This window comes from Arthrobacter sp. SW1 (assembly GCF_001766675.1).
Classification (GTDB): domain Bacteria; phylum Actinomycetota; class Actinomycetes; order Actinomycetales; family Micrococcaceae; genus Arthrobacter.
In genome coordinates this window covers 588,310-613,532 of the sequence record NZ_MJLT01000001.1, presented here as the reverse complement: position 1 = coordinate 613,532, position 25,223 = coordinate 588,310, and the positions used below count along the sequence as shown (strand labels likewise).

The following is a 25,223-nucleotide window of genomic DNA, read 5'->3' as shown; positions in this document are numbered from 1 at the left end:
TTGAAAGGACACAACCATGGCAAAGCAGCTTGCGTTCAATGACGCTGCCCGCCGCTCGCTCGAAGCCGGCATCGACAAGCTCGCCAACACTGTCAAGGTGACCCTTGGCCCGCGCGGCCGCAACGTCGTGCTCGACAAGAAGTGGGGCGCCCCCACCATCACCAACGACGGCGTGACCATCGCCCGCGAAGTCGAACTGGACGACCCCTACGAGAACCTTGGCGCCCAGCTGGCCAAGGAAGTCGCCACCAAGACCAACGATGTCGCCGGTGACGGCACCACCACCGCCACCGTGCTGGCCCAGGCCCTCGTCAAGGAAGGCCTGCGCAACGTAGCCGCCGGCGCCGCTCCGGGTGAGATCAAGCGTGGCATCGAGGTTGCGGTCGAGGCCGTTGCCGCCCGCCTGCTGGAGAACGCCCGCGAAGTCGAAGGCACCCAGGTGGCCAACGTCGCCGCCATCTCCGCCCAGAGCGAAGAGGTCGGCGAGCTCCTGGCCGAGGCCTTCGGCAAGGTCGGCAAGGACGGCGTCATCACCATCGAGGAATCCTCCACCACCCAGACCGAACTGGTCCTCACCGAGGGCATGCAGTTCGACAAGGGCTACCTGTCCCCGTACTTCGTCACCGACGCAGAGCGCCAGGAAGCCGTCCTGGAGGACGCCCTCATCCTGATCAACCAGGGCAAGATCTCCTCGCTGCAGGAATTCCTGCCGCTGCTGGAGAAGGCCCTGCAGGCCGCCAAGCCGCTCTTCATCATCGCCGAAGACATCGACGGCGAGGCCCTGTCCACCCTCATCGTGAACCGCATCCGCGGCACCCTGAATGTCGTGGCGGTCAAGGCTCCCGGCTTCGGCGACCGCCGCAAGGCCATGCTGCAGGACATCGCTACCCTCACCGGCGCCCAGGTTGTCTCCCCGGAGCTTGGCCTGAGCCTGGACCAGGTGGGCCTCGAAGTCCTCGGTACCGCCCGCCGCATCACCGTCACCAAGGACAACACCACCATTGTTGACGGTGCCGGTTCTGCCGAGGACGTCGCCGGCCGCGTAGCCCAGCTGCGCGCCGAGCTCGCCCGCACCGATTCCGACTGGGACCGCGAGAAGCTGCAGGAACGCCTGGCCAAGCTGGCCGGCGGCATCGGCGTCATCAAGGTCGGCGCAGCCACCGAGGTCGAACTCAAGGAAAAGAAGCACCGCATCGAGGACGCCGTGTCCTCCACGCGTGCCGCCCTTGAAGAAGGCATCGTGTCCGGCGGCGGCTCCGCCCTCATCCACGCCCTCAAGGCACTGGACGAGGACTCCGCCGTCAAGGCCCTGGAAGGCGACGCGGCAGCTGCCGTCGGCATCGTCCGCCGCGCCCTGACCCAGCCGCTGCGCTGGATCGCCCAGAACGCCGGCTTCGACGGCTACGTCGTTGTTGCCAAGGTGTCCGAGCAGGCCGAGAACCACGGCTTCAACGCGAAGTCCGGTGAGTATGAGGACCTGATCGCCGCCGGCGTGATCGACCCCGTCAAGGTCACCCGCTCCGCACTCCGCAACGCCGCTTCCATCGCAGCCCTGGTTCTCACCACCGAGACCCTGGTTGCCGAGAAGCCGGCCGAGGAAGAGGATGCGCACGCAGGCCACAGCCACTAGCGTTTCCGCGTGAAAAGGCCCGGTTCCCCTCGCGGGGGCCGGGCCTTTTGCTGTCTACTTGCCGCTTACGGTCGGGACCGGGCTCGCCTTGCCTGCCGGGGTCGAGGCCGTGGGAGCAGCCGACGACGACGGTGCCGGGCTGCCGCTTTCCGTCGCGGTGGGGCTCGGGGTCGGGGAGCCGGCGGTCGCCTGGGTACTTGGGACTGCCTGGTTGTAAGGATCCGGGTGCGGCTCGAAGGGTTCGCCGGGAGCCAGATCGGCCGGAAGCTGGTCCGGGGCGGTGAGGCCGTCCGGCAACGGCATGTCCAGCGGATGACCGTCCTGGTCGTAGAAGCGGACATCCCGGAGGAGGTGTCCGTCCTTGTCGTACACGAAGACGTGCTCGACGCTTGCGCCGTTCACGCTCAGTGGCGGGATGTAACCGGAGTTGTAGTCGCTGGGCGGGTTGTTGGGCGTCGTCAGCAGATGAAACGCAGTGCCTGGCAGGATCATGATGATGAGGGCGACGCTTAGCGCGTTGGCTGTCCAAAGGGTCCGCCGCAACCAAGCGCGCTGGGGCTTGGGGCGGCTTCCCCAATGGACGCTGAGGACTGTAAGCAGCAGCAAGAACGCCCACGCGGCAAAGCCTCGGGGGACATATGCGAAGGATTTTCCGTTGAACGGAATGACGACAATCTGGAAGATCGCCCACGCCCGCAGCAGCCACCACACCGGTCGCAGCTTAATGAAGAACTCGAGCACGGCGTTGGACGCCGGATTGGCCCGGACACGCGCCAGGAAATCAACACCAGCCTTCCGGAAGCTGTCCCGAAGTCCCGGTCCCTTGTTGGCAGCTCCGGACGCGTTGCGTTCGGGCAGGCCGGCGGAACTGCGGAGTTCGGCGGCATAGGCCATGGGGGAGAGCGCCGGAACCGCGCCGGATTCCTGGAACTGCTCCATGAGGTCGGCTTCGAGGCCTTCGGTGAGGTCATCGACGTCGGCTGCTGCGAGGTCGTCCAGTTCGCGGCGCACAGATTCCGCGTACGCAGCGACCATGGCCGGAACGGTCTGTGAGCTGGTCATTTCTTGTCCTCCAAGGTGTTGCTGCCGGCGGCGGCCGGAAGGTTGGTGGCGGGGAGCGGGGCATCGGACAGCAGCCGGTCCATGCTGCGGGCGAAGTCCTGCCAGCCCTTGCTTTGGATGCTGAGCACGGACTTGCCGTGCTCGTTGATGCCGTAGTACTTGCGGTGCGGGCCGCCTTCCGAGGGCACCACGTAGCTGGTCAGGGCGCCGTTGGCGTACAGGCGGCGCAAGGTGCCGTAGACCGAGGCGTCCCCGACGTCTTCCAAACCGGCCGCGCGGAGCCGCCGGACGACGTCGTACCCGTATCCGTCCTCCCGGTTCAGCACGGCCAGCACCGCCACGTCCAGGACCCCTTTGAGAAGTTGCGTCGAATCCATGGTTTCTCCAGTCGCTTGCTTGCTATGCAGCAGACACTACTATGCAATGCGCAATAGTGTGCACCGTGAAGTACGACTCGCCGGAAGATTCCGTTCGGAGAGGTAAGAGTCAGTGGCGGTGCGGCCGCGGAGCGCCCGGTTTCCGGCGGGGCGCGGGGGCTTTGCTGAGGAGGCGCTTCGCCTCATACCGGCGCTGCGTGACCTTGAAGAACAGGAGCACCGCGGCTGCGGCAAGCACGATGCCGAGCAGGTTGAGCACCAACTGCACGGCGGAGCCCGCGGCCTTGCTGCCCTCGCCCAGCACCAGCGCCACGGCGATGTATCCCGCGGCCGGGACCGTTGTCACCGAGATGAAGACGCCGATCAGCGCGGAAGACCGCCGGTTGATCATCGACAGCATGCCGACGGCGCCGGCCAGCGCGGCCACGATCAATGAATACGGGCCGGGGTGGTAGATGAACTCCACGGCTTGGCCATGGTCCAGGACGTCCCGCGGGAACAGGCCGATCGGGATCGAGATCCAGGCGGCGGCTGCCGTCACCAGCATCGCGGCAGGGAATCCGACGGCCAGGGCAAGCGCCGCGGCCCGGACCATGGCCCATTCCGTTCCACCAACCCCAGTGCGAGTGCCGCCAGCGGCCCGAACTCCGGACCGACCACCATGGCTCCGACGATCGCGATGGCCGAATTGGTGACGATGCCGATTCCGGCCAGCTGCGTCGCGATCACCAGGAAGGCAAGGTAGCTCCAGGTCAGGCGCGAGTCCTCGCCGGTCTGGCGGGACACTTCGTCCCAGATCACCGCATCGGAGCCTTCGCCGGGTACCTCCTTCGCCGCCTGGTCGGCGCGTTCGGACAGCACCAGTTCCGGAGTGCTGGCTGCGATGGACCCCAGTTCCGGAACCTTCAAGGCATGGAGTTCTTCCATGAGGGTTTCCACGGATTCCCGGGCGAGCTGCACGGTGATGACGTCGCCGGGTGGAACCAGGGACGAGCCCTTGTCGAGGGCCGTCTCCGCGCTGCCGGCGTGCTCGAGGCAGCGTTCCACGACGGCGTCGGACAGCTCCGCCGGAACGCAGATGCGAAGTTGGACGATCATCCCGGCCCCCTGCCGTCGGTGGTTTACCCGCTGCGCCCAGCCTAGTTCGCGGCGACGGAACCGCCGGTCTGTGTCGCCCGCCACAGTACTCAGCCTGCTTCCGATTCGCCCGTCAAGGTAACGGATTGGTAACATGGGTGGTCAGAGTTTACGAATGTTGAGGAATCCGCACTGGTCATGACGTTGGGAAACATGGCGCCCAAGGCTGCCGCTTCACCGGGCAACATCCAGCCGGGCACCGCGAAGCAGGACGCTGCCGGGGCAAAGGGTAACTTCCGCCCCGAGGTCCAGGGGCTCCGCGCGCTGGCTGTCCTCATGGTCGCCAGCTACCACATCTGGCTGGGCCGGGTGTCCGGCGGCGTCGACATCTTCCTCCTTATCTCCGCCTTCTTCCTTACGCTGTCCTTCACCAGGAAACTGGAAAGCGGGCGCCGCCTGAACCTCCTGGGCCACTGGCTGCATGTCTTCAAGCGGCTGCTGCCGGCCGTCGTCGTCGTGATCCTCGCGGTGCTCGCCGGGATGTGGATCCTGGTCCCGCAGAGCCGCTGGGGCGGCCTGCTGGACGAAGCCTGGGCCACCCTCTTCTACCGCCAGAACTGGCAACTGGCCGATGCCGCCGTGGACTACTACGCGCAAAACCATTCCGGCGCGAGCCCGTTGCAGCACTTCTGGTCCCTCTCCATCCAAGGGCAGGTCTTCATTCTCTGGCCGCTGGCCTTCGCCGCCGTGGGCGTGGCGGTGCCGTTGCTGCGCCGGGTGCCCCGCTGGAGCCGCCTGGGCCACCGCAGCATGCTCACGGCCGTCTTCGCCGTGGTGTTTGCCGTCTCCCTGGCGTACTCGATCGAGCAGACCGCCAGCAACCAGGCTTACGCCTACTTCGATACCCGGGCCCGGCTCTGGGAATTCGCCCTGGGCTCGCTTCTGGCGCTCGCCCTGCCGTACCTGAAGCCGCGCCGCTGGCTGCGGATCGTCCTCGGCTGGACCGGCCTCGCCGCCATGCTCAGCTGCGGGCTGCTGCTGACCGTGGACCGCTCTTTCCCTGGCTTCGTTGCCCTGTGGCCCACCCTGGCCGCTGCCGCGATGATCGTGGCCGGCCAGAGCGGCAGCCGCTTCGGTGCGGACCGGATCCTCGGCTCCAAGCCGCTGGTCTGGCTGGGCGGCCACTCCTACGCTCTCTACCTCTGGCACTGGCCGCTGCTCGTTTTCACGCTCCTGGCTACCGGCCTGACCGCGCCGGATCTCTGGCTCGGCCTCGGCATCCTCGCCGTGTCGCTGCTGCTGGCCATCGGGACCAGCCGTTACGTGGAAGCTCCACTGCGCGGCTGGAAGTGGCCGGAACTGCGGACCTGGCGCACCGCCGTCGTGATTGCCGCCTGCGGCACCCTGCTCGCGGTTCCGCTGAGCGCCTGGCAGGGCATGATCGCCGCGGAAAACGCCGCGATCGCTGCCCAGCCGAAGGAACTGACCCCGGGCGCCGCGGCCCTCACGCCCGAGAACGCAGGCAAGCCCACTCCGGAAGCGCGGATCATTCCCGGCCCCTCCGCCATGGACGACGAATGGGCGCACGTGGACGGACTGTGCACCGGCAACAACGTCTCCGACGATCCCCTCCTCCAGGGCTGCCTCCAGATCAGCCCGCCGTCCAAGCCCGTGAAGCACATCGTGGCGCTGGGCGATTCACATGCCCAGCAGTACATGGCGGCGCTCGGTCCCATCGCCAAGAAGCACGGCTGGGAGATCGTCACCCTCTTCAAGGGCAACTGCCGTTTCGGTGCCGAATCCCCGGAACGCAGCCAGGACTGCAATGAGTTCAACAAGGCAAGCGCGGCCTACGTCATGGAACACAAGCCCGATGCCGTGTTTACGGTGGCCACCCTGACGCACATTGAGGCTCCGTTCGAAACGGAAGTCCCCGGCTACCTCGAAGGCATCAAGCCGTTCGCTGACGCCGGGATCGATGTGGTGGGCATCCGGGACAATCCGCGCTTCGCCATCAACATGCCCGAATGCGTGCAGAAGAAGGGTCCGGACTCCCCGGATTGCAACACTCCGCTGGAGAAGTCGCTGGCGGCGTCCTCGCCGTTGGACGACTACCGCGGCAAGGTCAAAGGTCTCTACCTCATGGACATGAGCGACTTCATCTGCGCCGACGGCGTCTGCCCCGCGGTGGTCGGAAACGTGTACGTGTACAAGGACGAAAACCACCTGACCCGCACCTATGTGGAGACCATGATCCCCATGTTCGAGCGGCGCCTGCTGTCCGCCACCAAGTGGAAATAGGCGGGGAAAATGCCCGACGGCGGCGGCCGGCCGGGTGCGCTTGCTCACATTGCCGCCGTGGAATATGGGGATCGTGCCCAAGGTTCTAATATTTACTCAACACCTGCACAGGCCAGTCCCGTAATGACGGGTTGGTCATCTGTTGCAACCCCTACCCTTTAGACCCCACGAAACACGGTAAGAGGCGCACTCATGACCCAGCCCGAACACGATCCCTTCGGCTTTGTAGGCCTGACGTACGACGACGTCCTGCTGCTGCCGGGCCACACGAACGTCATCCCGTCCGACGCGGACACTTCCTCGCGCATTTCCAAGCGCATCACGGTCCAGACGCCGCTGCTCTCGGCCGCCATGGACACCGTCACCGAGTCCCGCATGGCCATCGCCATGGCGCGCCAGGGCGGCCTCGGTGTCATCCACCGGAACCTTTCCATCGCAGACCAGGCCGACCACGTGGACCGCGTCAAGCGTTCCGAGTCCGGCATGATCACCAACCCGCTGGTCATCGGCCCCGAAGCCACGCTGCAGGAACTGGACCAGCTCTGCGCCCGCTACCGGGTGTCCGGCCTGCCGGTCGTCGACGCCGACAACCGCCTGCTGGGCATCATCACCAACCGCGACACCCGCTTCGTGCCGGAGAGCGAGTACCCCTCCCGCCTGGTCAGCGAAGTCATGACCAAGATGCCGCTGGTCACCGGCCGTGTGGGCATCAGCCGCGAAGAAGCCTCGGACCTGCTGGCCAAGAACAAGATCGAAAAGCTCCCGCTCGTGGACGAGCAGGGCCGCCTGCAGGGCCTCATCACCACGAAGGACTTCACCAAGGCCGAGCAGTACCCCCTGGCCACCAAGGACGAGGAAGGCCGCCTGCGCGTCGGCGCGGCCATCGGCTTCTTCGGCGACGGCTGGGAACGCGCCATGACCCTGATCGACGCCGGCGTGGACGCCCTCTTCGTGGACACCGCCAACGGCCACTCGCAGGGCGTGCTGGACATGATCGCCCGCCTGAAGGCCGAGAAGTCCGCCGCGCACGTCGACATCATCGGTGGCCAGGCCGCCACCCGCGAAGGTGCCCAGGCCCTCATCGACGCCGGTGCCGACGGCATCAAGGTGGGCGTCGGCCCGGGCTCCATCTGCACCACCCGCGTCGTCGCCGGCGTCGGCGTTCCGCAGATCACCGCCATCTACGAATCCGCCAAGGCCGCCATCCCGGCCGGCGTTCCGCTGATCGCCGACGGCGGCCTGCAGTACTCCGGCGACATCGGCAAGGCCCTGGTTGCCGGCGCTGACACCGTGATGCTCGGTTCCCTCCTGGCCGGCTGCGACGAGTCCCCGGGCGACCTCATCTTCGTCAACGGCAAGCAGTACAAGTCCTACCGCGGCATGGGTTCGCTGGGTGCCATGCAGTCCCGCGGCAAGAACACCTCCTACTCCAAGGACCGTTACTTCCAGGCGGACGTCTCCGGCGACGACAAGCTCATCCCCGAAGGCATCGAAGGCCGCGTGGCCTACCGCGGCCCGCTGTCCTCCGTGGCCTACCAGCTGGTGGGCGGCCTGCGCCAGACCATGTTTTACACCGGCGCGCCGACCATCCCCGAACTGAAGGCCCGCGGCAAGTTCGTCCGCATCACCGCGGCCGGCCTCAAGGAGAGCCACCCGCACGACATCCAGATGACGGTCGAGGCGCCGAACTACGGCTCCCGCTGATTCGTCGGTGGTTGAGCTTGTCGGTTGAGCTTGGTGGTTGAGCTTGTCGAAACCGGGTTTCGACAAGCTCAACCACCGGAGACAAGCTCAACCACCGGCAACGCACTTAGTGACAACGCGCGACGGCGGTGTTCCCACCCAGGGTGGGAACACCGCCGTCGTTCTTTAAGCCCTTATCAGGAGACGGTCACCGAGGTGTCGTCGATCTGGAAGGTGGTGGCGTAGGAGTAATCCTCGGCGCCCAGGAACCGCAGGGTCACGGTCTTGCCCTTGTAGGCGGAGAGGTCAACAGTGCGCTGGACGTAGCTGCTGCCCTTTTCCTTGTTGGAGTAGGTGGCGAGCGTGGTGGTGGTGCTGCCGTCGATCACCTGGACCTTGAGGGTGTCGTAGGCCGTGGTGGTTCCTTCGTCGCTGAGGATGCGCAGGAAGAAGGACAGCGTTCCGGCGCCGGTGCCGGTGGGCACGGTCACCTTCTGGTCGAGGGTGTAGGAGCTGCTCTGGCCCCAGCCGTTCAGTGCTGCAAAGCCGGTTCCGGTGCGGGCGGAGCTGCCCGTTTCGAAGGTGTCGGTCTTGTTGGAGGTCCAGGACGCGGAGCCGGATTCGAAGCCCGGGTTCAGCAGGACGTTGCCGGTGGCCGGCGGGGGAGTGGTGCCGCCTCCGCCCAGCAGGGCCAGGGTGGCGGTGGCGTCGGAAAGGCCGGCGCCGCAGCCCAGGCTGCAGCCCGCGGGCATGGGGCGGGTGCCCTGCTTCAGGGTGGACTCGACCTGGGCCGGGGTGAGCGCCGGGTTGGCGGTCTTCATGAGGGCCACGAGGCCCGCGACGTGCGGGGTAGCCATGGAGGTGCCCTGGTACCAGGCGTAGCTCGCGGAGGCCGGGGTGGTGGTGCCGGAGTTCAGCGTGGAGAGGATGCCGCCGCCGCTCTGGCGGGTGTCGCCGCCGGGAGCGGTGATGTCGACGACGGAGCCGTAGTTGGAGTAGTAGGACAGGCCGCCGCTGTTGTTGCTGGCCGCTACGGTCACCACGTTGCTGCAGTTGGCCGGCTGGGAGCTCGAGGCGTTGGTGCCTTCGTTGCCTGCCGCCACCACGACGGCGGTGCCGCGGCTGACGGCGCTGTTGATCGCGTTCTGGTAGGTGCTCGCGCAGGTGCCGCCGCCGCCGAGGCTCATGTTGATCACGTCGGCCGGGTTGGCGTTGGCGGGGATTCCGGAGACCGTTCCGCCGGAGGACCAAATGATGGCGTCCGCGATGTCGGAGAGCATGCCGCCGCATTTGCCGAGGACACGGACCGGAACCACCTTGGCGTCGGGTGCGACGCCGGCTACGCCGGTGGCGTTGCCCGTGACGGCGGCGACGGTGCCGGCAACGTGGGTGCCGTGCCAGGAGGAGTTGGAGCTGCTGGAGTCGCCGCATTCACCGCTGGTGTACCAGTCGCCCTGGTCCTGTGGATTGGAGTCACGGCCGTTGCCGTCGCGGGCGTCCGCGGAGCTGGAAATGAAGTCGTAGCCGGGGAGGATGTTGGCGTCGAGGTCCGGGTGGGCGGTGATGCCGGTATCGATGACGGCCACCACCGAGCCGGTGCCGGTGGAGCTGTTCCAGGCACCCGGGATCCGCATGCCGTTGGTGCCGGTGAAGTCCCACTGCTCGCCGTAGCGGGGGTCGTTCGGAGTCAGGGTGGCACGCATCCGGACATCCGGTTCGACGTACTCGACGGCGCCGGACGCCGCGAGTTCAGCCATGAAGGTCTTGGACTGCTGCGCATCCAACGCCTTGGACGTCGAGACCAAGGTGGCGCCGGTGGCGAGCGAGCGTACTTCACGGGGCGTGATGCCGAGCTTCTTCGCGGCATTCCCCCAGGCCTTGGCCCGGGCGTTTGCCGTTGCGCCCTGCGCGCCGGCCTTGTACTGGACGATGAACTGCGAATGGCGTTCGCCCTGCAGCAGGCTCTGCACCGCGGCGGCGCCGGCATCGTTGCCGGCGGCCGGGGTGGTGGCGCCGGCAGGGGCGGTCCCAAAGGACATCAGGCCGGCCAGCACGGCGGCCGAGAGGGCCAGGCCGCTGTATTTGCGGCGGCTGGAAAGGGATTTCTCCATGGGGATTCCTGTCTCCGGGCACGTGTGGTCCCGGCGGATGAAAGTGGAGTCGGCGCGGAGGGTTTCCGCAACCGAGAGAAATCTATTGGTACATTTCGAGATTTGTAAAGAGTTCTTTCACATTTTGTGAAGTCTTTACTTCATGCGTCGAATTGGCCGCGTGACGGCCGAATCGGTTCCGTGGAGGGGGTCCAGTAAAGTAGAGCCCGTGACTTACGAGATTGAGATTGGCCGTGGCAAGCGTGGGCGTCGTGCCTACTCCCTGGACGACATTGCGATCGTCCCCAACCGCAGGACCCGCGACCCCAAGGACGTCTCAGTCTCCTGGCAGATTGACGCCTACAAGTTCGACATGCCCGTGATCGCGGCCCCCATGGACTCGGCCATGTCGCCGGAAACGGCCATTGCCCTCGGCAAGCTGGGCGGCCTCGGCGTGCTGGACCTCGAAGGCCTGTGGACCCGTTACGAGGACCCGCAGTCCGTCCTTGACGAAATCGCCGCGCTCGCTGACGAAACCGCGAGCCCCGCGGTCACCCGGCGCATGCAGGAGCTGTACCAGGCGCCCATCCAGCCCGAGCTCATCACCAGCCGCCTCGCGGAAATCCGGGCATCCGGCGTCACGGTCGCAGGCTCCCTGACACCGCAGCGCACCCAGGAGCACTACAAGACCGTGCTGGCCGCCGGCGTCGACATCTTCGTCATCCGCGGCACCACCGTCTCGGCCGAGCACGTCTCCAAGAACCACGAGCCGCTCAACCTCAAGAAGTTCATCTACGAACTCGACGTTCCGGTGATCGTGGGCGGCGCCGCCGGCTACACCCCGGCCCTGCACCTCATGCGCACCGGCGCGGCCGGCGTGCTCGTCGGCTTCGGCGGCGGTGCGACCACCACCACCCGCCGCGCGCTCGGCATCCACTCGCCGCTCGCTTCGGCGATCTCCGACGTCGCCGCCGCCCGCCGCGACTACCTCGACGAATCCGGCGGCCGCTACGTGCACGTCATCGCCGACGGCGGCATGGGCTCCTCCGGCGACATCGTCAAGGCCATCGCCATGGGCGCCGACGCCGTCATGCTCGGTTCCGCCCTGGCCCGCGCCGAGGAAGCACCCGGCAAGGGCTGGCACTGGGGCCAGGAAGCCCACCACCTCGAACTGCCGCGCGGCGACCGCGTCAACGTCGGCACCGTCGGCCCGCTCGAGGAAGTGCTCTTCGGCCCGGGCCACCACACCAACGGCACCTCGAACCTCATCGGCGCGCTCCGCCGCTCCATGGCGACCACCGGCTACTCGGACCTGAAGGAATTCCAGCGGGTCGACGTCGTGGTCTCTCCCTACCTCGGCTAGCACCGCCGCGGCCCTGCCCCAAAGCCTGCCCAAGCCCGGACTCAGCAAGTAGTCTGGGGTGAACCGACGGGTGAACGCGCGATTGGAGGCGTCCAATGGGCAGGGCAGCAGGTGGTTCGCAGGCATTCAACGCACCGGACGGTGCGCTGAGTCCGCAGGCAAGGGCCGAATCGATCGAGGTGCTCAAGCGCACGGCCGAGGCCGGCAACGAGCTGGACATCCTGATCGTCGGCGGAGGCGTGGTCGGCGCGGGTGCGGCCCTGGACGCTGTTACGCGGGGCCTCTCCGTCGGCATCGTGGAGGCCCGTGACTGGGCGTCCGGCACCTCGTCCCGCTCGTCCAAGCTGATCCATGGCGGGCTGCGCTACCTTGAGATGCTCGACTTCGCCCTGGTCCAGGAAGCGCTGCAGGAACGGGGCCTGCTGATCCAGCAGATCGCCCCGCATCTGGTCCGCCCCGTACCGTTCCTGTACCCGCTCACGCGCCGCTTCTGGGAACGGCCCTATGTCGGGGCGGGCATTTTCCTCTACGACACCCTCGGCCTCACTTCGGGACATAGCCGCGGCGTACCGCGGCACAAGCACTTCTTCCGCCGGGGCACCCTGCGTGCGGCCCCGAGCCTGAAGAACGATGCCTTCGTCGGCTCCATCCGCTACTACGACGCCCAGGTGGACGACGCCCGCCTGGTGGTCAACGTCGTCAGGACGGCGGCCCGCTACGGTGCGCACGCCGTGAACCGCATGCGCGTGGTCTCCTTCCTGCGCGAGGGCGAACGGGTGGTCGGGGCGAAGGTGGAAAACCAGGAAGACGGCAGCACCTTCGAGATCCGGGCCAAGCAGGTGGTCAACGCCACCGGTGTGTGGACCGACGAAACACAGGCCATGGTGACGGACCGCGGCCAGTTGAAGGTGCGGGCGTCCAAGGGCATCCACCTGGTGGTGCCGAGGGACCGTTTCCAGTCCACGGTGGGCCTGATCCTGCGCACCGAAAAGTCCGTGCTCTTCGTGATCCCTTGGGGACGGCACTGGATCATCGGCACTACGGACACCGACTGGAAGCTGGACAAGGCCCATCCGGCAGCGTCGTCGAAGGACATCGACTACGTCCTGGAACACGTCAACAAGGTGCTGAAGCGGCCCCTCACCCGGGAAGACGTCGAAGGTGTGTACGCGGGCTTGCGGCCCTTGCTGGCCGGCGAGAGCGACTCCACCGCCAAGCTGTCCCGCGAACACGTGGTGGCCCACCCCGTTCCGGGCCTGGTGGTGGTGGCCGGCGGAAAGTTCACCACGTACCGGGTCATGGCCAAGGACGCCGTGGACGAAGCCACCCGGGCCATGGACGAACGCGTTCCCGCCAGCTGCACCGAGACCATTCCGCTGCTCGGGGCAGAAGGTTTCAAGGCAGCCTGGAACCGCCGTGCCCGCCTGGCCGAGGAAGCCGGCGTGCACGTCGCCCGGGTGGAGCACCTGCTCAACAGGTACGGCTCCATGGCCGCGGATGTCCTGGCGCTGATCAAGGAAATGCCCGAACTCGCCGAGCCGCTGCCCGGCGCCGACGACTACCTGGCCGCCGAGGTCGTCTATGCCACCACCCACGAAGGGGCCAGGCACGTACACGATGTCCTGACCCGCCGCACGCGCATTTCGATCGAAGCGTGGGACAGGGGAGTGTCCGCGGTGCCGGTAGTCGCTAAGCTGATGGGAGAAATCCTCGGCTGGAGCGACACGCAGCGGGACAGCGAAATCAAGCACTACCTTGCCCGCGTCGAAGCGGAACGGCTCAGCCAGCAACAGCCCGACGACGAATCCGCGGACGCTGCCCGCATGGGGGTGGATGACATCGTTCCCCTGCGCTGAATCCGGCGCCGGGCCGGCCGTGCCCGGGGAAGCGAACACTGAAGGGACCCACTTTGGCGGAAACACTGGACCGGTATGACGCGGACCTGACCACACCGGACCTGGTCATCCTGGAAATGGAAGCTGCGGACAAGGGCGAAGCCGCCGCACAGCTGGCCGAGCGCCTTCACGCCCACGGCCGTATTACGGACCTCGAAGGTTTCCTCCGCCAGGTCAATGCCCGCGAGCACCAAATGGCTACGGGCCTGCCCGGCGGCATCGGGCTGCCGCACGCCCGCAGCGAATTCGTGTCCCGGATTTCCATCGCCGTGGGCGTCACCAAGTTCGGGCATTCCCTCGACTTCGGAGCGGCGGACGGCCCCGCCACCTTGGTGCTGCTGATCGCCACCCCGCCCAGTTCCTTCTCCGACCACTTGGAGGTGCTGGCCACCCTGGCCCGCTCGCTCTCCAAGGAGTCTTTCCGTGAATCCCTGCGCCGTGCCCACGATCCCGAGGTCATCGCCGAACTGATCAACTCCAGCCTGGTGTTCTTCGACCACTAACGGGCCGCGCAGCCCTCGGAGCGGGGCCCGTTTAGTTGTTCTACAGGCTGACGAAGTACGGTTAAGGGGTGTTGAAAACCGCCCTGAAACCCCGCTGGATCGCAGGGCTCGTCTTTGCGCTCCTGCTCTCCGGGGTGTTCGTCCTGCTGAGCCAATGGCAGTTCGGACGATCCACCCAGAGCGAGGTTCCGGTCGCTCCGCAGATTGAGGATCCGCGGCCGTTGACCAGCGTGCTGCAGCCCGGCACGTTCTTCCCCGGCTCTGTCGCCGACCAGATGGTTACCGCGAGCGGCAGCTACGATCCCGCCAAACAGGTCCTGGTCGCAGACCGCCTCAACGACGGCAGGAAAGGCTATTGGGTCGTCTCGGCGTTCGCCGTCGACGGCGCTCCCGCCCTCCGCGGTGCCGGTGCCTCCGCGAAGACCTGGATCCCGGTAGCCCGCGCCTGGGTGGCCGAGCCCGGCCACGCCGGCCCGCCGCCGTCGGGCACCATTGCGCTGACCGGACGGCTGCTTCCCTCTGAAGCGCCGCTGCCAAACGTCGACGCCGGTGCGGGGCGCGCGTCCGCGGTATCGGTCGCCGAACTCATCAACCGCTGGGAAGTGTCCAGCTACCCGGGGTTCGTCGCCGCCAGCTCGGAGAGCGTCGGCGGGAAAGCGGTCGACATGCCTGCGGACATGGTGGCGCTCGACATTCCGGCACAGCCGCCGGCCCAGCAAATCAACTGGCTGAACCTCTTCTACTCGGTGGAATGGGTGGTCTTCGCCGGCTTCGCGCTCTACATCTGGTGGCGCCTGGTGGCAGACGACTACCGCCGCGAACTTGAAGAAGAGATTCCGGACGACGACCTCCCGGGCGATACAACGCCAGCAGCAAATGATTCCGAACAGCGCGATCCAGAACAAAAGGTGCAGCCATGATCGATCCCAAACCGGCAGTCCCCTCCGAATCTTCCGGCGCCCCACGGCCCGCCGCGAAGAAGCGCCGCTTCGGCGGGACCGAGGCGCAGATCCGCTCCGCGCTGAAGTTCTACAAGGTGATGGCGTACCTGACCGGCATCATGCTCCTGCTGCTGTGCGTTGAACTGATCGCCCGCTACGGTTTCGGCGTCTCCCTCTACGCCGGCGGCACCAACGCACTGACCGGGCAGCCCTTCGGCTTCGGCCTGGCCGGTTCGGAGCCCAAGGGCGTGATCGGCGGCGTCAACCTGTCCGTGACCGTGCTGATCGTCCACGGCTGGATGTACGTGGTCTACCTGATCTCCAACTTCCGCCTCTGGTCACTCATGCGCTGGCCTTTCACCAAGTTCGTCCTGCTGGCCCTGGGCGGCGTGGTGCCGCTGATGTCCTTCATCGTCGAGAAGAAGTTCCACGCCGAGGTCGAGGCCGAACTGGCCGCCAACCCGCAGGCTTCCAAACGCTACTGAGCTCCCTCCATGTGAGATTCCCGACGTCCGGCCGGTTTTGCGGTGCCGGGGCCGTTCCGGAGATGCACCGGGGCGGCCCGGCAAAGTAGGCTGTTCTGGTGACTACTCCCACCGCGCCCCAGACTTCCCAGAAGCCGGTGCTGGTTGTTGATTACGGTGCCCAGTACGCGCAGCTGATTGCCCGCCGCGTCCGTGAAGCAAACGTGTATTCGGAAATCGTTCCGCACACCTTCACCACCGAGCAGCTCCTGGCCAAGAACCCGGCAGCGATCATCCTTTCCGGCGGCCCCTCCAGCGTGTACGCCGAGGGTGCTCCCAGCGTCGGAGCCGACTTGTTCGAAGCCGGTGTTCCGGTCTTCGGCATCTGCTACGGCTTCCAGGCCATGGCCAACGCCCTGGGTGGCAAGGTAGCCCAGACCGGCCTGCGGGAATACGGAGCCACGGAGGCCACCACCGTCGGTGCCGCGCGCTCCATCCTCGAAGGCATGCCGGAATCCCAGAACACCTGGATGAGCCACGGCGACTCCGTGCACGAGGCCCCGGAAGGCTTCGAAGTCCTCGCCACCACCGCCGGCGCCCCCGTCGCTGCCTTCGCCAACGAGGAAAAGTGCCTCTACGGTGTGCAGTGGCACCCCGAGGTCAAGCACTCCGCGTACGGCCAGCAGGTGCTGGAAAACTTCCTCTTCAAGGGCGCCAAGCTGGAGCCCAACTGGACCACCGGCAACATCGTCGAGGAGCAGGTGGAACGCATCCGCCGGCAGATCGGCGATTCCAAGGTCATCTGTGGCCTTTCCGGCGGCGTTGACTCCGCCGTGGCCGCCGCACTGGTGCAGCGCGCGGTGGGCGATCAGCTCACCTGTGTGTTCGTGGACCACGGCCTGCTGCGCGAAGGCGAAGCCGAACAGGTGGAGCGCGACTTCGTTGCCGCAACCGGCGTGAACCTCTACGTCGCCAACGAACAGGAGCGCTTCCTCAACGCCCTGGCCGGCGTCAGCGACCCCGAGACCAAGCGCAAGATCATCGGCCGCGAATTCATCCGCGCTTTCGAAGAAGCCGAGCGCGCCATCATCGCCCAGGCAGCGTCCGAAGGCGAGAGCATCAAGTTCCTCGTCCAGGGCACCTTGTACCCGGACGTCGTCGAATCCGGCGGCGGCGAAGGCGCAGCGAACATCAAGAGCCACCACAATGTCGGCGGCCTGCCCGAGGACCTGCAGTTCGAACTGGTCGAGCCGCTCCGCGCCCTGTTCAAGGACGAGGTCCGCGCCGTCGGCGCCCAGCTCGGCCTGCCCCAGGAAATCGTCGGCCGCCAGCCCTTCCCGGGCCCCGGCCTCGGCATCCGCATCGTCGGCGAAGTCACCAAGGAACGCCTTGACCTGCTCCGCAAGGCCGACGCCATCGCCCGCGCTGAACTGACCGCTGCCGGCCTCGACAACGAGGTGTGGCAGATGCCGGTCGTGCTGCTGGCGGACGTCCGCAGCGTGGGCGTCCAGGGCGACGGCCGCACCTACGGCCACCCGATCGTGCTGCGTCCGGTGTCCTCCGAGGACGCCATGACCGCCGACTGGTCGCGCCTGCCGTACGAGCTCCTGGCCCGTATTTCGAACCGCATCACCAATGAGGTGGACGGTGTCAACCGCGTTGTGCTCGACGTGACCAGCAAGCCGCCGGGAACCATCGAGTGGGAATAAAGTCTTGAATGGCCGGCCTCTTCAACAGAGGCCGGCCATTTGGCTTTCCCGGCCGCAAAGACTGCGAAATCGCGGGGAATTTGGCCGGTGGCCAGTGTTGCGGGACGTCAGGTCCGGCCGTTTCCGGCTACCCTCGAAAGTATGCCGATTTGGTCCAAGTCGTCTCGAGATGGCACAAAATCGTCTCAAGCCAGCACAGAAAAGAAGGCAGCGGTGTCTGTAGGTCAAAGCCAGGAAGAGAGCTCCGCAGAGCTCAGGAAATGGCTCTCCGGGCTGAAATCGGTGACGGGCGCGGACACCATGCTGCGCTTCGTTAAGACGCCTGAAGGATCGATCGACCTCAGCAGCGGCCACCCCTCCGGTCTCGCCCAGCTCCTCGCCGGGCGCCGGACGAGGCTCTCCACCCTGATCAGGGACCGCCAGCAGTACCTGGTGGCAGCACGGGCCGCACGCAACCTTCGCTCCAAGATCTTCGAGCTTTCCAATGACCGCGGTGTTGACGCAGGCTATCTTGCCTGTGGCACCGTCGTCTGGACCTCCGCCGTGGGCGGCAAGCCGCAGCGGGTCTCCGCGCCGGTGATGCTCGCGGGCATTTCGCTGACCGCCCGCCCGGGCGAAGACGATTACGAACTCCAGCTCACCGAGCAGGCCACCATCAACCCCGCGTTGGTCCGGCACTTGAAGACCGTCCACGGGATCGTGTTCGACGCCAATGCCGTGGGGCGCATGGCCTACAGCACGGCCCGCTTGGACCCGCTGCCGGTTCTGGACCGGATCGGAACCCTCGTCAAACCGATCCACGGGGCGGAGGTGTCGCCGAACCTGCTGGTGACCACCCTCGCAGACCTTTCCGGCAACCTCGACGACCCCTGGATCAACCAGGGCAACGCTGTTGTGGCCTCGCTTGTTGAGAAGGCCAACGGCGGGGACGTCGAACCCGCGCCGATCCAGGCCGGGCGTTTCCCGGGGCTGGACGATCGCGATCCTGCCGAGGAACTGCTCCTGGTCGACGCCGATACCGACCAGCAGTACGTGGTGGATGCCGCCCGTGCCGGGGACTCCCTGGTGGTCAGCACGCCGCCGGGCAGCGGCCAGACCCAGACGGCGATCAACACCATCGGTGCCCTGGTTGCCGAAGGCAAGTCCGTCCTCGTCGTAGGGGAGCGGCGCACCAGTCTCAACGCCCTCGCCTCCGGAATGGAATCCCTGGGCCTGGACACCCTGCTGTTCCGTCCGGGGAACGGGGTCTCCGCCCAGCAGCTCAAGACGCAGCTCGTCAGCGCGATCATCCGCAACGAGAAGTCCCTTGAACCGCAGCTGGCCAACCTCCACAAGACGCTGGTGGAACACCGGCACGCCCTCATGGACCACGTCGCATCCCTGCACAACGTCCGTGAACGGTGGGGCTGCTCGCCCTACCAGGCCATGCAGTCGCTCGCCGAGCTGACGGCGATCCAGCCTGCGCCGTCCACCACTGTCCGGCTCAAGCGCAGCGTCCTGGACAACATCAAGGACCGTGAGGAGCTGGCCGGCCGGCTGCGCCGGGCCGCCGAGCTGGGCAGCTTCAGCAAGGCTGCGGTCAGCAGCCCCTGGTATGGAGCCCGCCTGGTGACCCGGAAGGAAACCGAGGAAGCCCAGGAACTGGCCCGTGCCGCCCACACGCAACTGCCCGTTCTCCGCGAACGCATGGTGGAACTCGCGGGGCACTCGGAAATCAGGCTCGGCACGACCTTCGCCGAATGGGGCGCCCAGCTCGAACTGCTCATGGCGGTCCGCGAGAGCCTGGATAAGTTCACCCCGGATATTTTCGACCGCCCGGTCCACGACCTCATCTCGGCCACGGCTTCCTCCGCGTGGCGGCGTGAGCGCGGGATCGAGATGCCGTCCATGCAGCGTTCGCGCCTGCGCCGGGTGGCCAAGGAGTATGTCAGGCCCGGCGTGCACATCGCAGACCTCCACAGCTCGCTGGTCCTGGTGCAGGAACAGCGCACCTTGTGGGCGGACTATGCCACGAGCCAGCGCCACCCTGCGGTACCTTCGGGCCTGGCCGAACTCGGAAGCGAATACCGCGAACTGGACCGCGAGCTCAGCCGCCTCGGAGCTTGCCTGAAGCACACGCGCGACGGCGGCAAGCTCCATGAGACTCCCTATGAGCAGCTCATGGCGCGGCTCGAATCCCTCGTTGCCGATACCGAAACCCTGGAGACCCTTCCGGAGCGTACGCTCCTCATCGAGGAAATGCGCGAGCACGGACTCGGTGAGCTGCTGGCCGACCTCGCCGAGCGGGAAGTCCCTGCCGGCTCCGTCGCCGCCGAGCTGGACCTGGCCTGGTGGCAGTCCGCCCTGGAAGCGATGATCAGCGGCGACGACTACCTGGCGATGTCCGACGGCGAGTCCCTGCGGAAGCTCGAGGCCGAATACCGCCTGGCCGATCACGCCCATGTGGCCAGTGGTGCCGCCCGCCTGCGCTGGCAACTGGCCGAGCGGTGGCGCGCGGGTATTGCTGAACAGCCGCGCCAGGCAGAGCTTCTCAAGAACCTCATCAAGGACGGCCGCATCACGCTGCCGGCCCTGAGTGCCCAGGCACCGGACCTTGTGCCGCTCCTCGTCCCGGTCTGGTCCCTTAGCCCGCACCTGCTGACCGGGTTGCTGCCCGCAGAGCAGTCCTTTGACGCCGTCGTCATCCTGGACGCTGCGTCCACCTCGCTGCAGGCGGCGCTTCCGGCAATCGCACGTGCCAAGCAGGTCATTGCCTTTGGCGATCCGAAGACCGGGAACGCCCGCAGCTTCAGCGTCGCCGTCGAGCCCCGCATGCCGGGGACCAACGGCCAGGAAACCGTGGAGAGCGCCTTCAGCGCCCTCGCCGCCGTGCTGCCTACCTGGCAGTTGAACTGGATCTACCGTGCGGTGGACGAGGACCTGGTCCTGCAGTTGAGCAAGAACCATTACGACGGCGGCCTGCGCCGGCTGCCCGACGGCCAGTCGGTCACGGGCCTGGACCGCTCCGTCCTGGTGGAGTACATCCCGGACGGGACGGGGCTTCCGAGTTCGGACCACGAAGGGGTGGAGTCCGTCGCCGCCGAGGTCAACCGTGTGGTGGACCTGGTATTCGAGCATGCCAGCCTGCGCCCGCGGACCTCCTTGGCTGTGGTGACGGCCAGCTTGCGCCACGCGGCCCGGATCGGCGAAGCAATCCGCCTCCAGCTGCCGAACTACCCGCTGCTCGCCGGATTCTTCGCCGGCGGGCCGGAGTCCTTCCGCGTGGTCGATCTTGAACGCGCCCAAGGACTGGTCCGGGACCACGTGATCTTCTCGCTCGGGTACGGCCGCACTCCCCATGGCAGGGCCCTCCATAGCTTCGGACCGCTTTCGGTGGAAGGCGGGCGGAACAAGTTTGCCCTGGCCATGACCCGTTCGCGGCGGTCGTTGCACGTGCTGAGCTGCTTCCGCCCGGAAGACCTTGATTTGGACCGGCTGTCCCATGGGGCAGTGGACTTCTATGAATTGCTGGACCGGGAGCTCTCGGGCAACTCGAGCCTTGGCACGCCGGCGATCCGGGCTGCCGCGAGCGAACGCGCGCTCGGGGAAGATCCGCTCGTCGCCGACCTTGGCGAGCGCCTGCGCGCCCGCGGCGCCAGGGTATGGCACCACTATGACGGCGCCCTGGACATCGCTGCTGCCGCCGATCCGGTGCACACCATCGGCCGGGACGACAGCGAGCTTCCTACCCCTGTGGCCATCGAATCCGATGGGACGGAGCGGTACCGGCGCATGAGCGTCCGGGAACGCAGCCGTCTCCGGCCGCAGCTCCTCGAGCGCCTGGGATGGCGCTACATGTCCTTGTGGACGATCGAGGTCTTCACGGATCCCTCCTCCTGCGCCGACCGCATCGGCGCCTACCTTGGCCTGGAAAAGCCGGTACACAAGCCGTACCAGGATGCTGAACAGGGTTTCCTCGACCTTCACGCTGACGACTTGTCGGCTCCGGCCAGCAGGGGCGGCGGGCAGGATCTCGCAGGAGAACCGGCAGCCGGTCACGTGGAAGCCACGGCACCCGCGGAGGGCGTCGAGGAAGCGGATGCCGAGGATGCGGGCACCGGCGCGGTGCAGGACGTGCAGCAGGCTCCGGCCGCGAAACAGGAATCGGAGTAGGGCGCCATGGATACCGGCCAGCACCGCGACGAAGCAGGCAAGAACACCCATTCGGGCGTGGCCCCCGACGACGCCGGCGGGCAGCCCGAAGGCGTGGGAGAACGCAAGGGTGAAGCGAAAACCGGCGCATCCAAGTCCGATGCCAAGGCGCCCCGGAAGAAGCCTTCGTCCGGCAGTTCCCGTGCGGGCGGCGTCCTGCCCAAGGTGGCCTCGGAGGACGATCCCCGCAGCTGGGGCGACCGCGACGGCTACGACCACGATGCCTGGCTGAAGGAACAGCGCCCGCCGCACTGGGGCTGAAGTTCCGCGCCGGGAACGGGCCACCGGTCCGGAAAGCTCCTTGAGGGTCATGGCGCGGTTCCAGGCAGCGCTTGCTCCGTTGCCGGTGCCGGCACCAGCACAAAGAAGAGCTTGCCGCGGGTTGATGCCCCGGCGAGCTTTTCGGCCTGGCCCGGGCTGGCGGCGACCACCATAAGGCCATCAGTCTCCGGCGTGCCGAGCCAGTCGCCTGCCTTGCCGCCCTGCGCTGAGGTCCACAGAACGGGCACGGCTGCGGCGAGTGTCTCAGGTTTTCCCGCGCCGCCGCCCAGGCCGTCCGAGGCCGTGAGCACGATATTGACCCGCTGCCCGGCGGAGACCAGCTGGATGGACGAGGGATCTGCGAGCCGGACGGGGACGGCAGCTGTACCTGCCGGTGCACCGGTCAGCAGTCCGGGGCCGAGGAGCTGGGCATCGGTGGGTATCTGTCCGGCGGTCAACGGCGCAGCCAACTGGCGTCCCTCGACTTGCTGGGAAGACATCAGGGCACCTGCCGGCACCAAGTCCGGAGGAACTTCGCGGGGGACCAGATCGGCCTTGGCGGGGACCAGCCCCGCCGGAAGGTCGCGTGCTGCGGCGAGGACCTGCACTTTATGCTCGGAAGCCGGGGTCAGTTGATGTACCGCGATTCCGGCGGCGAGGCACAGCAGCAGGGCCACTGTCAGCCGGCGGTTGCGGTGCAGCCAGGCCCCCGCCCGTGCATAAAGCGAGCGGGTGGCGGGCATGGCCCGCGAAGGTGTGCGGCCGCCGGACTTGGGAGAGGGCCTGACGGTGCTCCGACGGAGGAAACTGGCTTTTCGTTCGGCTGGCATGAAGCCACGCTAGCCAGCCGATTCCGACAGGAGAACGCCCCGCCCAGGCTATGTGGACAAACCCGCTGTGTGGATAAAACCCGGTGCAGGTATGCGGGAAAAGCGGGTCTTAGCCGGCAGCCGCGGTGGCGGGCGCTGGTGCAGCGGGCGCAGGCGCAGCAGGAGCCGCCGGCGCGGAAGGCGCGGCCGAAACCGTGCTGCCCTTGGAATCGCGGGAGTCGGTGCGGTAGAAGCCCGAACCCTTGAAAACCACGCCGACGCTGTTGAACTTCTTGCGGAGGGAACCCTGGCACTCCGGGCATTCGGTCAGCGAGCTGTCCGAGAAAGCCTGGACGATGTCAAAGGCATGGCCGCAGTCCTTGCAGGCGTACGCGTAAGTGGGCACTGGTGATCCTCCTCAGGGACAAACTTCAGGTCCTGTCCGCCTGCGGAACTACGCTGGTTCCTTAGCAGTCTCAGGGCCTGAGTGCCAATTCTATCATTGACGGCTACCCGGTTCGCCAGCCTCTGTAACGCCGGTCACCGAGAAGCGGACTTCCCCGTCGGGCGTCAGCGCAGCAGGAACCGGCTGATCGAATGACTCGGCAGGAATGGTTCCGGCGGGCAGCACCTCTTCGGAGAAGACGACGGCGATCGACGGCGGACGGGTGCCCTCGCCATCCAGCCGCTCCAGGAGGCGGTCGTAGTATCCGCCGCCCTGGCCGATCCGGCTCCCGCTGCCGTCAACCGCAGTGGCCGGGAGGAAGATGCCGTCCGCCGAGGCGACGACCGAGCTGTCCAGCCGTTCGCCGTCGGGCTCGTCGATCGGTGCGAAGCGGGACCGGTGGAACGCCGTTGCCGGGGTCCACAAGACCCAGCTCAACTGCCGGTCGTCCTCGCAGACGGGCAGCAGGACACGGTGGCCGGCGCCATGCAAGGCTTTAATCAGGGGCAGGGTGGGCGGTTCCTTGCCGACACCGAGGTAGACCGCAAAAGTCTTCGGATCCGTGCCGGGCAGGGCCGCTGCCCAAACCATGCCGTGCCGGGCGATGCCCTCCCCGGCAGCGTCGAGTGCGGCCGGATCCATGGCCTTCCGGCGGGCGCGGTGCGCGGCCCGGATGTCATCCTTCACAGTCATGAACTTCACTTCCTGTCTCGGCGCAGTGCGCCGGTTCCTGGCACTGATTATGGCGCACCGGCAGATGGAGGATTTTGCCCATTGAGCGGCGCGGTCCGTTAGATTAGAGCGGTGACTTCCAATAACAGCACTGTCCGCAAGGCCGTCATCCCCGTTGCCGGGCTCGGCACCAGGTTCCTGCCCGCCACCAAGGCGATGCCCAAGGAAATGCTGCCGGTTGTCGACAAACCGGCCATCCAGTACGTCGTGGAAGAGGCGGTGAACGTCGGGCTCAATGACGTCCTGATGATCACCGGGCGCAACAAGCGTGCCCTCGAAGACCACTTCGACCGGGTGCCCGCCCTGGAAGCAACGCTCGAAGCCAAGGGTGACACCGCGAAGCTCGAGTCCATCCAGGCCGCAAGCAACCTCGGCGACATCCACTATGTCCGCCAGGGCGATCCCAAGGGCCTTGGCCACGCGGTACTGCGTGCCAAGCAGCATGTTGGCGACGAACCCTTCGCCGTGCTCCTCGGCGACGACCTCATCAACGCCCAGGACACGCTCCTCAGCGACATGATCGACCTCCAGCAGCGCACCGGCGGATCCGTCGTCGCGTTGATCGAGGTGGAGCCCTCCCAGATCAGCGCCTATGGCTGCGCCGACGTCGAACCGTACGGCGAAGACGGCTTTGTCCGCGTCAAGGGCCTCGTGGAAAAGCCCGCCGCCGACGAAGCTCCCTCCAACCTTGCAGTGATCGGCCGTTACGTCCTGCACCCCTCCGTGTTCGAGGTGCTGGAGAAGACCGAACCGGGCCGCGGCGGCGAGATCCAGCTGACCGACGCCCTCCAGGTGCTGGCGGAAGGCGACGGCGAGGGCAGCGGCGTGTACGGCGTCGTGTTCCGCGGCCGCCGCTACGACACCGGCGACAAGCTGAGCTACCTGAAGGCCTGTGTCGAACTGGCTTGCGACAGCGAAGACCTCGGCCCGGGCATCCGCGACTGGCTTCCGGGATTCGCCTCCCGGCTCGATAAGTAACCTCCCGTGTGGGGTTCGGCCATCTGGCCGGTGACCTTGGAGTGCGGCGACCTGCTGCTCCGCCCCATCCGTTACCGGGACAAGAACGAATGGATGGAAGTCCGGTCCCGCAACAGTGAATGGCTGGCACCCTGGGAAGCGTCCAATCCGGCGCCCGGAGGTGCGCTTCCGAATTACCGCCAGATGGTCGCGTCCTTGAACGCCCAGGCCCGCCAGGCGACGGCACTGCCGTTCATCATCACCGAGCGGACTCCCGGTTACCGGGAGCCCCGGATCGTGGGGCAGCTGACGGTATCGTCCATCATCTGGGGCTCGGCGATGATGGCCACGCTCGGATACTGGGTGGACCAGGCCCGGGCGGGACGCGGGATCGCACCCACCGCCGTCGCGATGGCTACGGACCACTGCTTCAAGCAGCTGGGCCTGCACCGCATGGAAATCAACATCCGGCCCGAAAACCTGCCGAGCCTGAGGGTGGTCGAGAAACTCGGGTTCCGGGACGAGGGGTACCGCGAACGCTACCTGCACATCAATGGCAGTTGGGCGGACCACCGCAGCTTCGCGCTGACCTCGGAGGAGGTCCCGGAGGGCCTGCTCGGGAACTGGCTGCGCAGCCGCCAGGGCTGATGCGCGGCACATAGTCCATTCATTTGACGCAAGCAGGGCGACACACCGCGCCTAATGCGGCTGTGACCTGCTATTTCCTTCTACG

19 protein-coding genes and 1 pseudogene are annotated in these 25,223 nt (G+C 66.9%); 12 read left to right on the top strand and 8 right to left on the bottom strand.

Going from position 1 to position 25,223, the window contains the following annotated elements; all coding sequences use genetic code 11:
• Positions 1-16 precede the first annotated feature (16 nt).
• Complete coding sequence (gene groL / locus BIU82_RS02875; RefSeq protein ID WP_070347907.1) at positions 17-1,630, top strand: chaperonin GroEL; 1,614 nt, start codon at positions 17-19, stop codon at positions 1,628-1,630.
• 54 nt (positions 1,631-1,684) lie between these two features.
• Here the strand turns inward: groL and BIU82_RS02870 are convergent, their stop codons facing one another.
• The 4 genes from BIU82_RS02870 to BIU82_RS20290 form a co-directional block, all read right to left on the bottom strand.
• Positions 1,685-2,692, bottom strand: a complete 1,008-nt coding sequence (locus BIU82_RS02870; protein ID WP_070347906.1) for a hypothetical protein — start codon at positions 2,690-2,692, stop codon at positions 1,685-1,687.
• On the bottom strand, positions 2,689-3,069 hold the full coding sequence (locus tag BIU82_RS02865) for a PadR family transcriptional regulator (RefSeq protein WP_070347905.1): 381 nt from the start codon (positions 3,067-3,069) through the stop codon (positions 2,689-2,691). Before BIU82_RS02865 ends, BIU82_RS02870 begins: the two co-directional genes overlap by 4 nt.
• A gap of 109 nt (positions 3,070-3,178) precedes the next feature.
• On the bottom strand, positions 3,179-3,664 hold the full coding sequence (locus BIU82_RS20295) for a DUF389 domain-containing protein (RefSeq protein ID WP_363968064.1): 486 nt from the start codon (positions 3,662-3,664) through the stop codon (positions 3,179-3,181).
• Positions 3,607-4,167, bottom strand: coding sequence for a hypothetical protein (locus tag BIU82_RS20290; RefSeq protein ID WP_363968061.1), 561 nt, complete (start codon positions 4,165-4,167; stop codon positions 3,607-3,609). Before BIU82_RS20290 ends, BIU82_RS20295 begins: the two co-directional genes overlap by 58 nt.
• A gap of 177 nt (positions 4,168-4,344) precedes the next feature.
• Here BIU82_RS20290 and BIU82_RS02855 point away from each other — a divergent pair, with 177 nt between their 5' ends.
• Complete coding sequence (locus BIU82_RS02855; RefSeq protein ID WP_253182651.1) at positions 4,345-6,447, top strand: acyltransferase family protein; 2,103 nt, start codon at positions 4,345-4,347, stop codon at positions 6,445-6,447.
• Between the two features lie 192 nt (positions 6,448-6,639).
• Positions 6,640-8,151: an IMP dehydrogenase gene (guaB, locus tag BIU82_RS02850; protein ID WP_070347904.1), complete on the top strand. Its 1,512-nt coding sequence runs from the start codon at positions 6,640-6,642 to the stop codon at positions 8,149-8,151.
• A gap of 176 nt (positions 8,152-8,327) precedes the next feature.
• On the opposite strand, the gene BIU82_RS02845 is transcribed toward guaB, so the two are convergent.
• A complete protein-coding gene (locus BIU82_RS02845; protein ID WP_070347903.1) occupies positions 8,328-10,241 on the bottom strand; it encodes a S8 family serine peptidase in 1,914 nt (637 codons plus the stop codon).
• Between the two features lie 208 nt (positions 10,242-10,449).
• On the opposite strand from BIU82_RS02845, the gene BIU82_RS02840 reads away from it, so the two are divergent.
• The 7 genes and pseudogenes from BIU82_RS02840 to BIU82_RS02810 all read left to right on the top strand — a co-directional run bounded on the left by BIU82_RS02840 (position 10,450) and on the right by BIU82_RS02810 (position 21,547).
• Positions 10,450-11,583 carry a GuaB3 family IMP dehydrogenase-related protein gene (locus BIU82_RS02840; protein WP_070347902.1) on the top strand — a complete coding sequence of 378 codons (1,134 nt, stop codon included), beginning with the start codon at positions 10,450-10,452 and terminating at the stop codon, positions 11,581-11,583.
• A gap of 95 nt (positions 11,584-11,678) precedes the next feature.
• A complete protein-coding gene (locus tag BIU82_RS02835) occupies positions 11,679-13,439 on the top strand; it encodes a glycerol-3-phosphate dehydrogenase/oxidase (RefSeq protein ID WP_070347901.1) in 1,761 nt (586 codons plus the stop codon).
• Positions 13,440-13,492: 53 nt separating this feature from the next.
• Positions 13,493-13,981, top strand: a complete 489-nt coding sequence (locus tag BIU82_RS02830; protein WP_070347900.1) for a PTS sugar transporter subunit IIA — start codon at positions 13,493-13,495, stop codon at positions 13,979-13,981.
• A gap of 68 nt (positions 13,982-14,049) precedes the next feature.
• Entirely contained in the window at positions 14,050-14,901 is an 852-nt protein-coding gene (locus BIU82_RS02825) for an SURF1 family protein (protein ID WP_070347899.1), read from the top strand.
• Positions 14,898-15,407: a DUF3817 domain-containing protein gene (locus tag BIU82_RS02820; RefSeq protein WP_070347898.1), complete on the top strand. Its 510-nt coding sequence runs from the start codon at positions 14,898-14,900 to the stop codon at positions 15,405-15,407. The genes BIU82_RS02825 and BIU82_RS02820 overlap by 4 nt, the downstream gene beginning before the upstream one ends.
• 98 nt (positions 15,408-15,505) lie before the next feature.
• Positions 15,506-17,095 carry a glutamine-hydrolyzing GMP synthase gene (gene guaA / locus BIU82_RS02815; RefSeq protein WP_070347897.1) on the top strand — a complete coding sequence of 530 codons (1,590 nt, stop codon included), beginning with the start codon at positions 15,506-15,508 and terminating at the stop codon, positions 17,093-17,095.
• 141 nt (positions 17,096-17,236) lie between these two features.
• Positions 17,237-21,547: pseudogene (locus tag BIU82_RS02810) on the top strand (DUF4011 domain-containing protein).
• Positions 21,548-21,594: 47 nt separating this feature from the next.
• On the opposite strand, the gene BIU82_RS02805 reads toward BIU82_RS02810, so the two are convergent.
• The 3 genes from BIU82_RS02805 to BIU82_RS02795 form a co-directional block, all read right to left on the bottom strand.
• The gene (locus BIU82_RS02805; protein WP_253182667.1) at positions 21,595-22,290 is read right to left on the bottom strand and encodes an RcpC/CpaB family pilus assembly protein; all 696 of its coding nucleotides are present in this window, start codon (positions 22,288-22,290) and stop codon (positions 21,595-21,597) included.
• A 196-nt stretch (positions 22,291-22,486) separates the two neighbouring features.
• Positions 22,487-22,762: an FmdB family zinc ribbon protein gene (locus BIU82_RS02800; RefSeq protein WP_070347896.1), complete on the bottom strand. Its 276-nt coding sequence runs from the start codon at positions 22,760-22,762 to the stop codon at positions 22,487-22,489.
• Positions 22,763-22,855: 93 nt separating this feature from the next.
• Complete coding sequence (locus BIU82_RS02795; protein WP_070348012.1) at positions 22,856-23,494, bottom strand: 5-formyltetrahydrofolate cyclo-ligase; 639 nt, start codon at positions 23,492-23,494, stop codon at positions 22,856-22,858.
• A 111-nt stretch (positions 23,495-23,605) separates the two neighbouring features.
• Between BIU82_RS02795 and galU the strand changes: the two genes are divergently transcribed.
• Both galU and BIU82_RS02785 read left to right on the top strand, forming a co-directional pair.
• Complete coding sequence (gene galU / locus BIU82_RS02790; protein ID WP_070347895.1) at positions 23,606-24,511, top strand: UTP--glucose-1-phosphate uridylyltransferase GalU; 906 nt, start codon at positions 23,606-23,608, stop codon at positions 24,509-24,511.
• A 6-nt stretch (positions 24,512-24,517) separates the two neighbouring features.
• Positions 24,518-25,138 (top strand): GNAT family protein, encoded by a 621-nt coding sequence (locus BIU82_RS02785; RefSeq protein WP_070347894.1) that lies wholly within the window; start codon positions 24,518-24,520, stop codon positions 25,136-25,138.
• Positions 25,139-25,223: the final 85 nt, after the last annotated feature.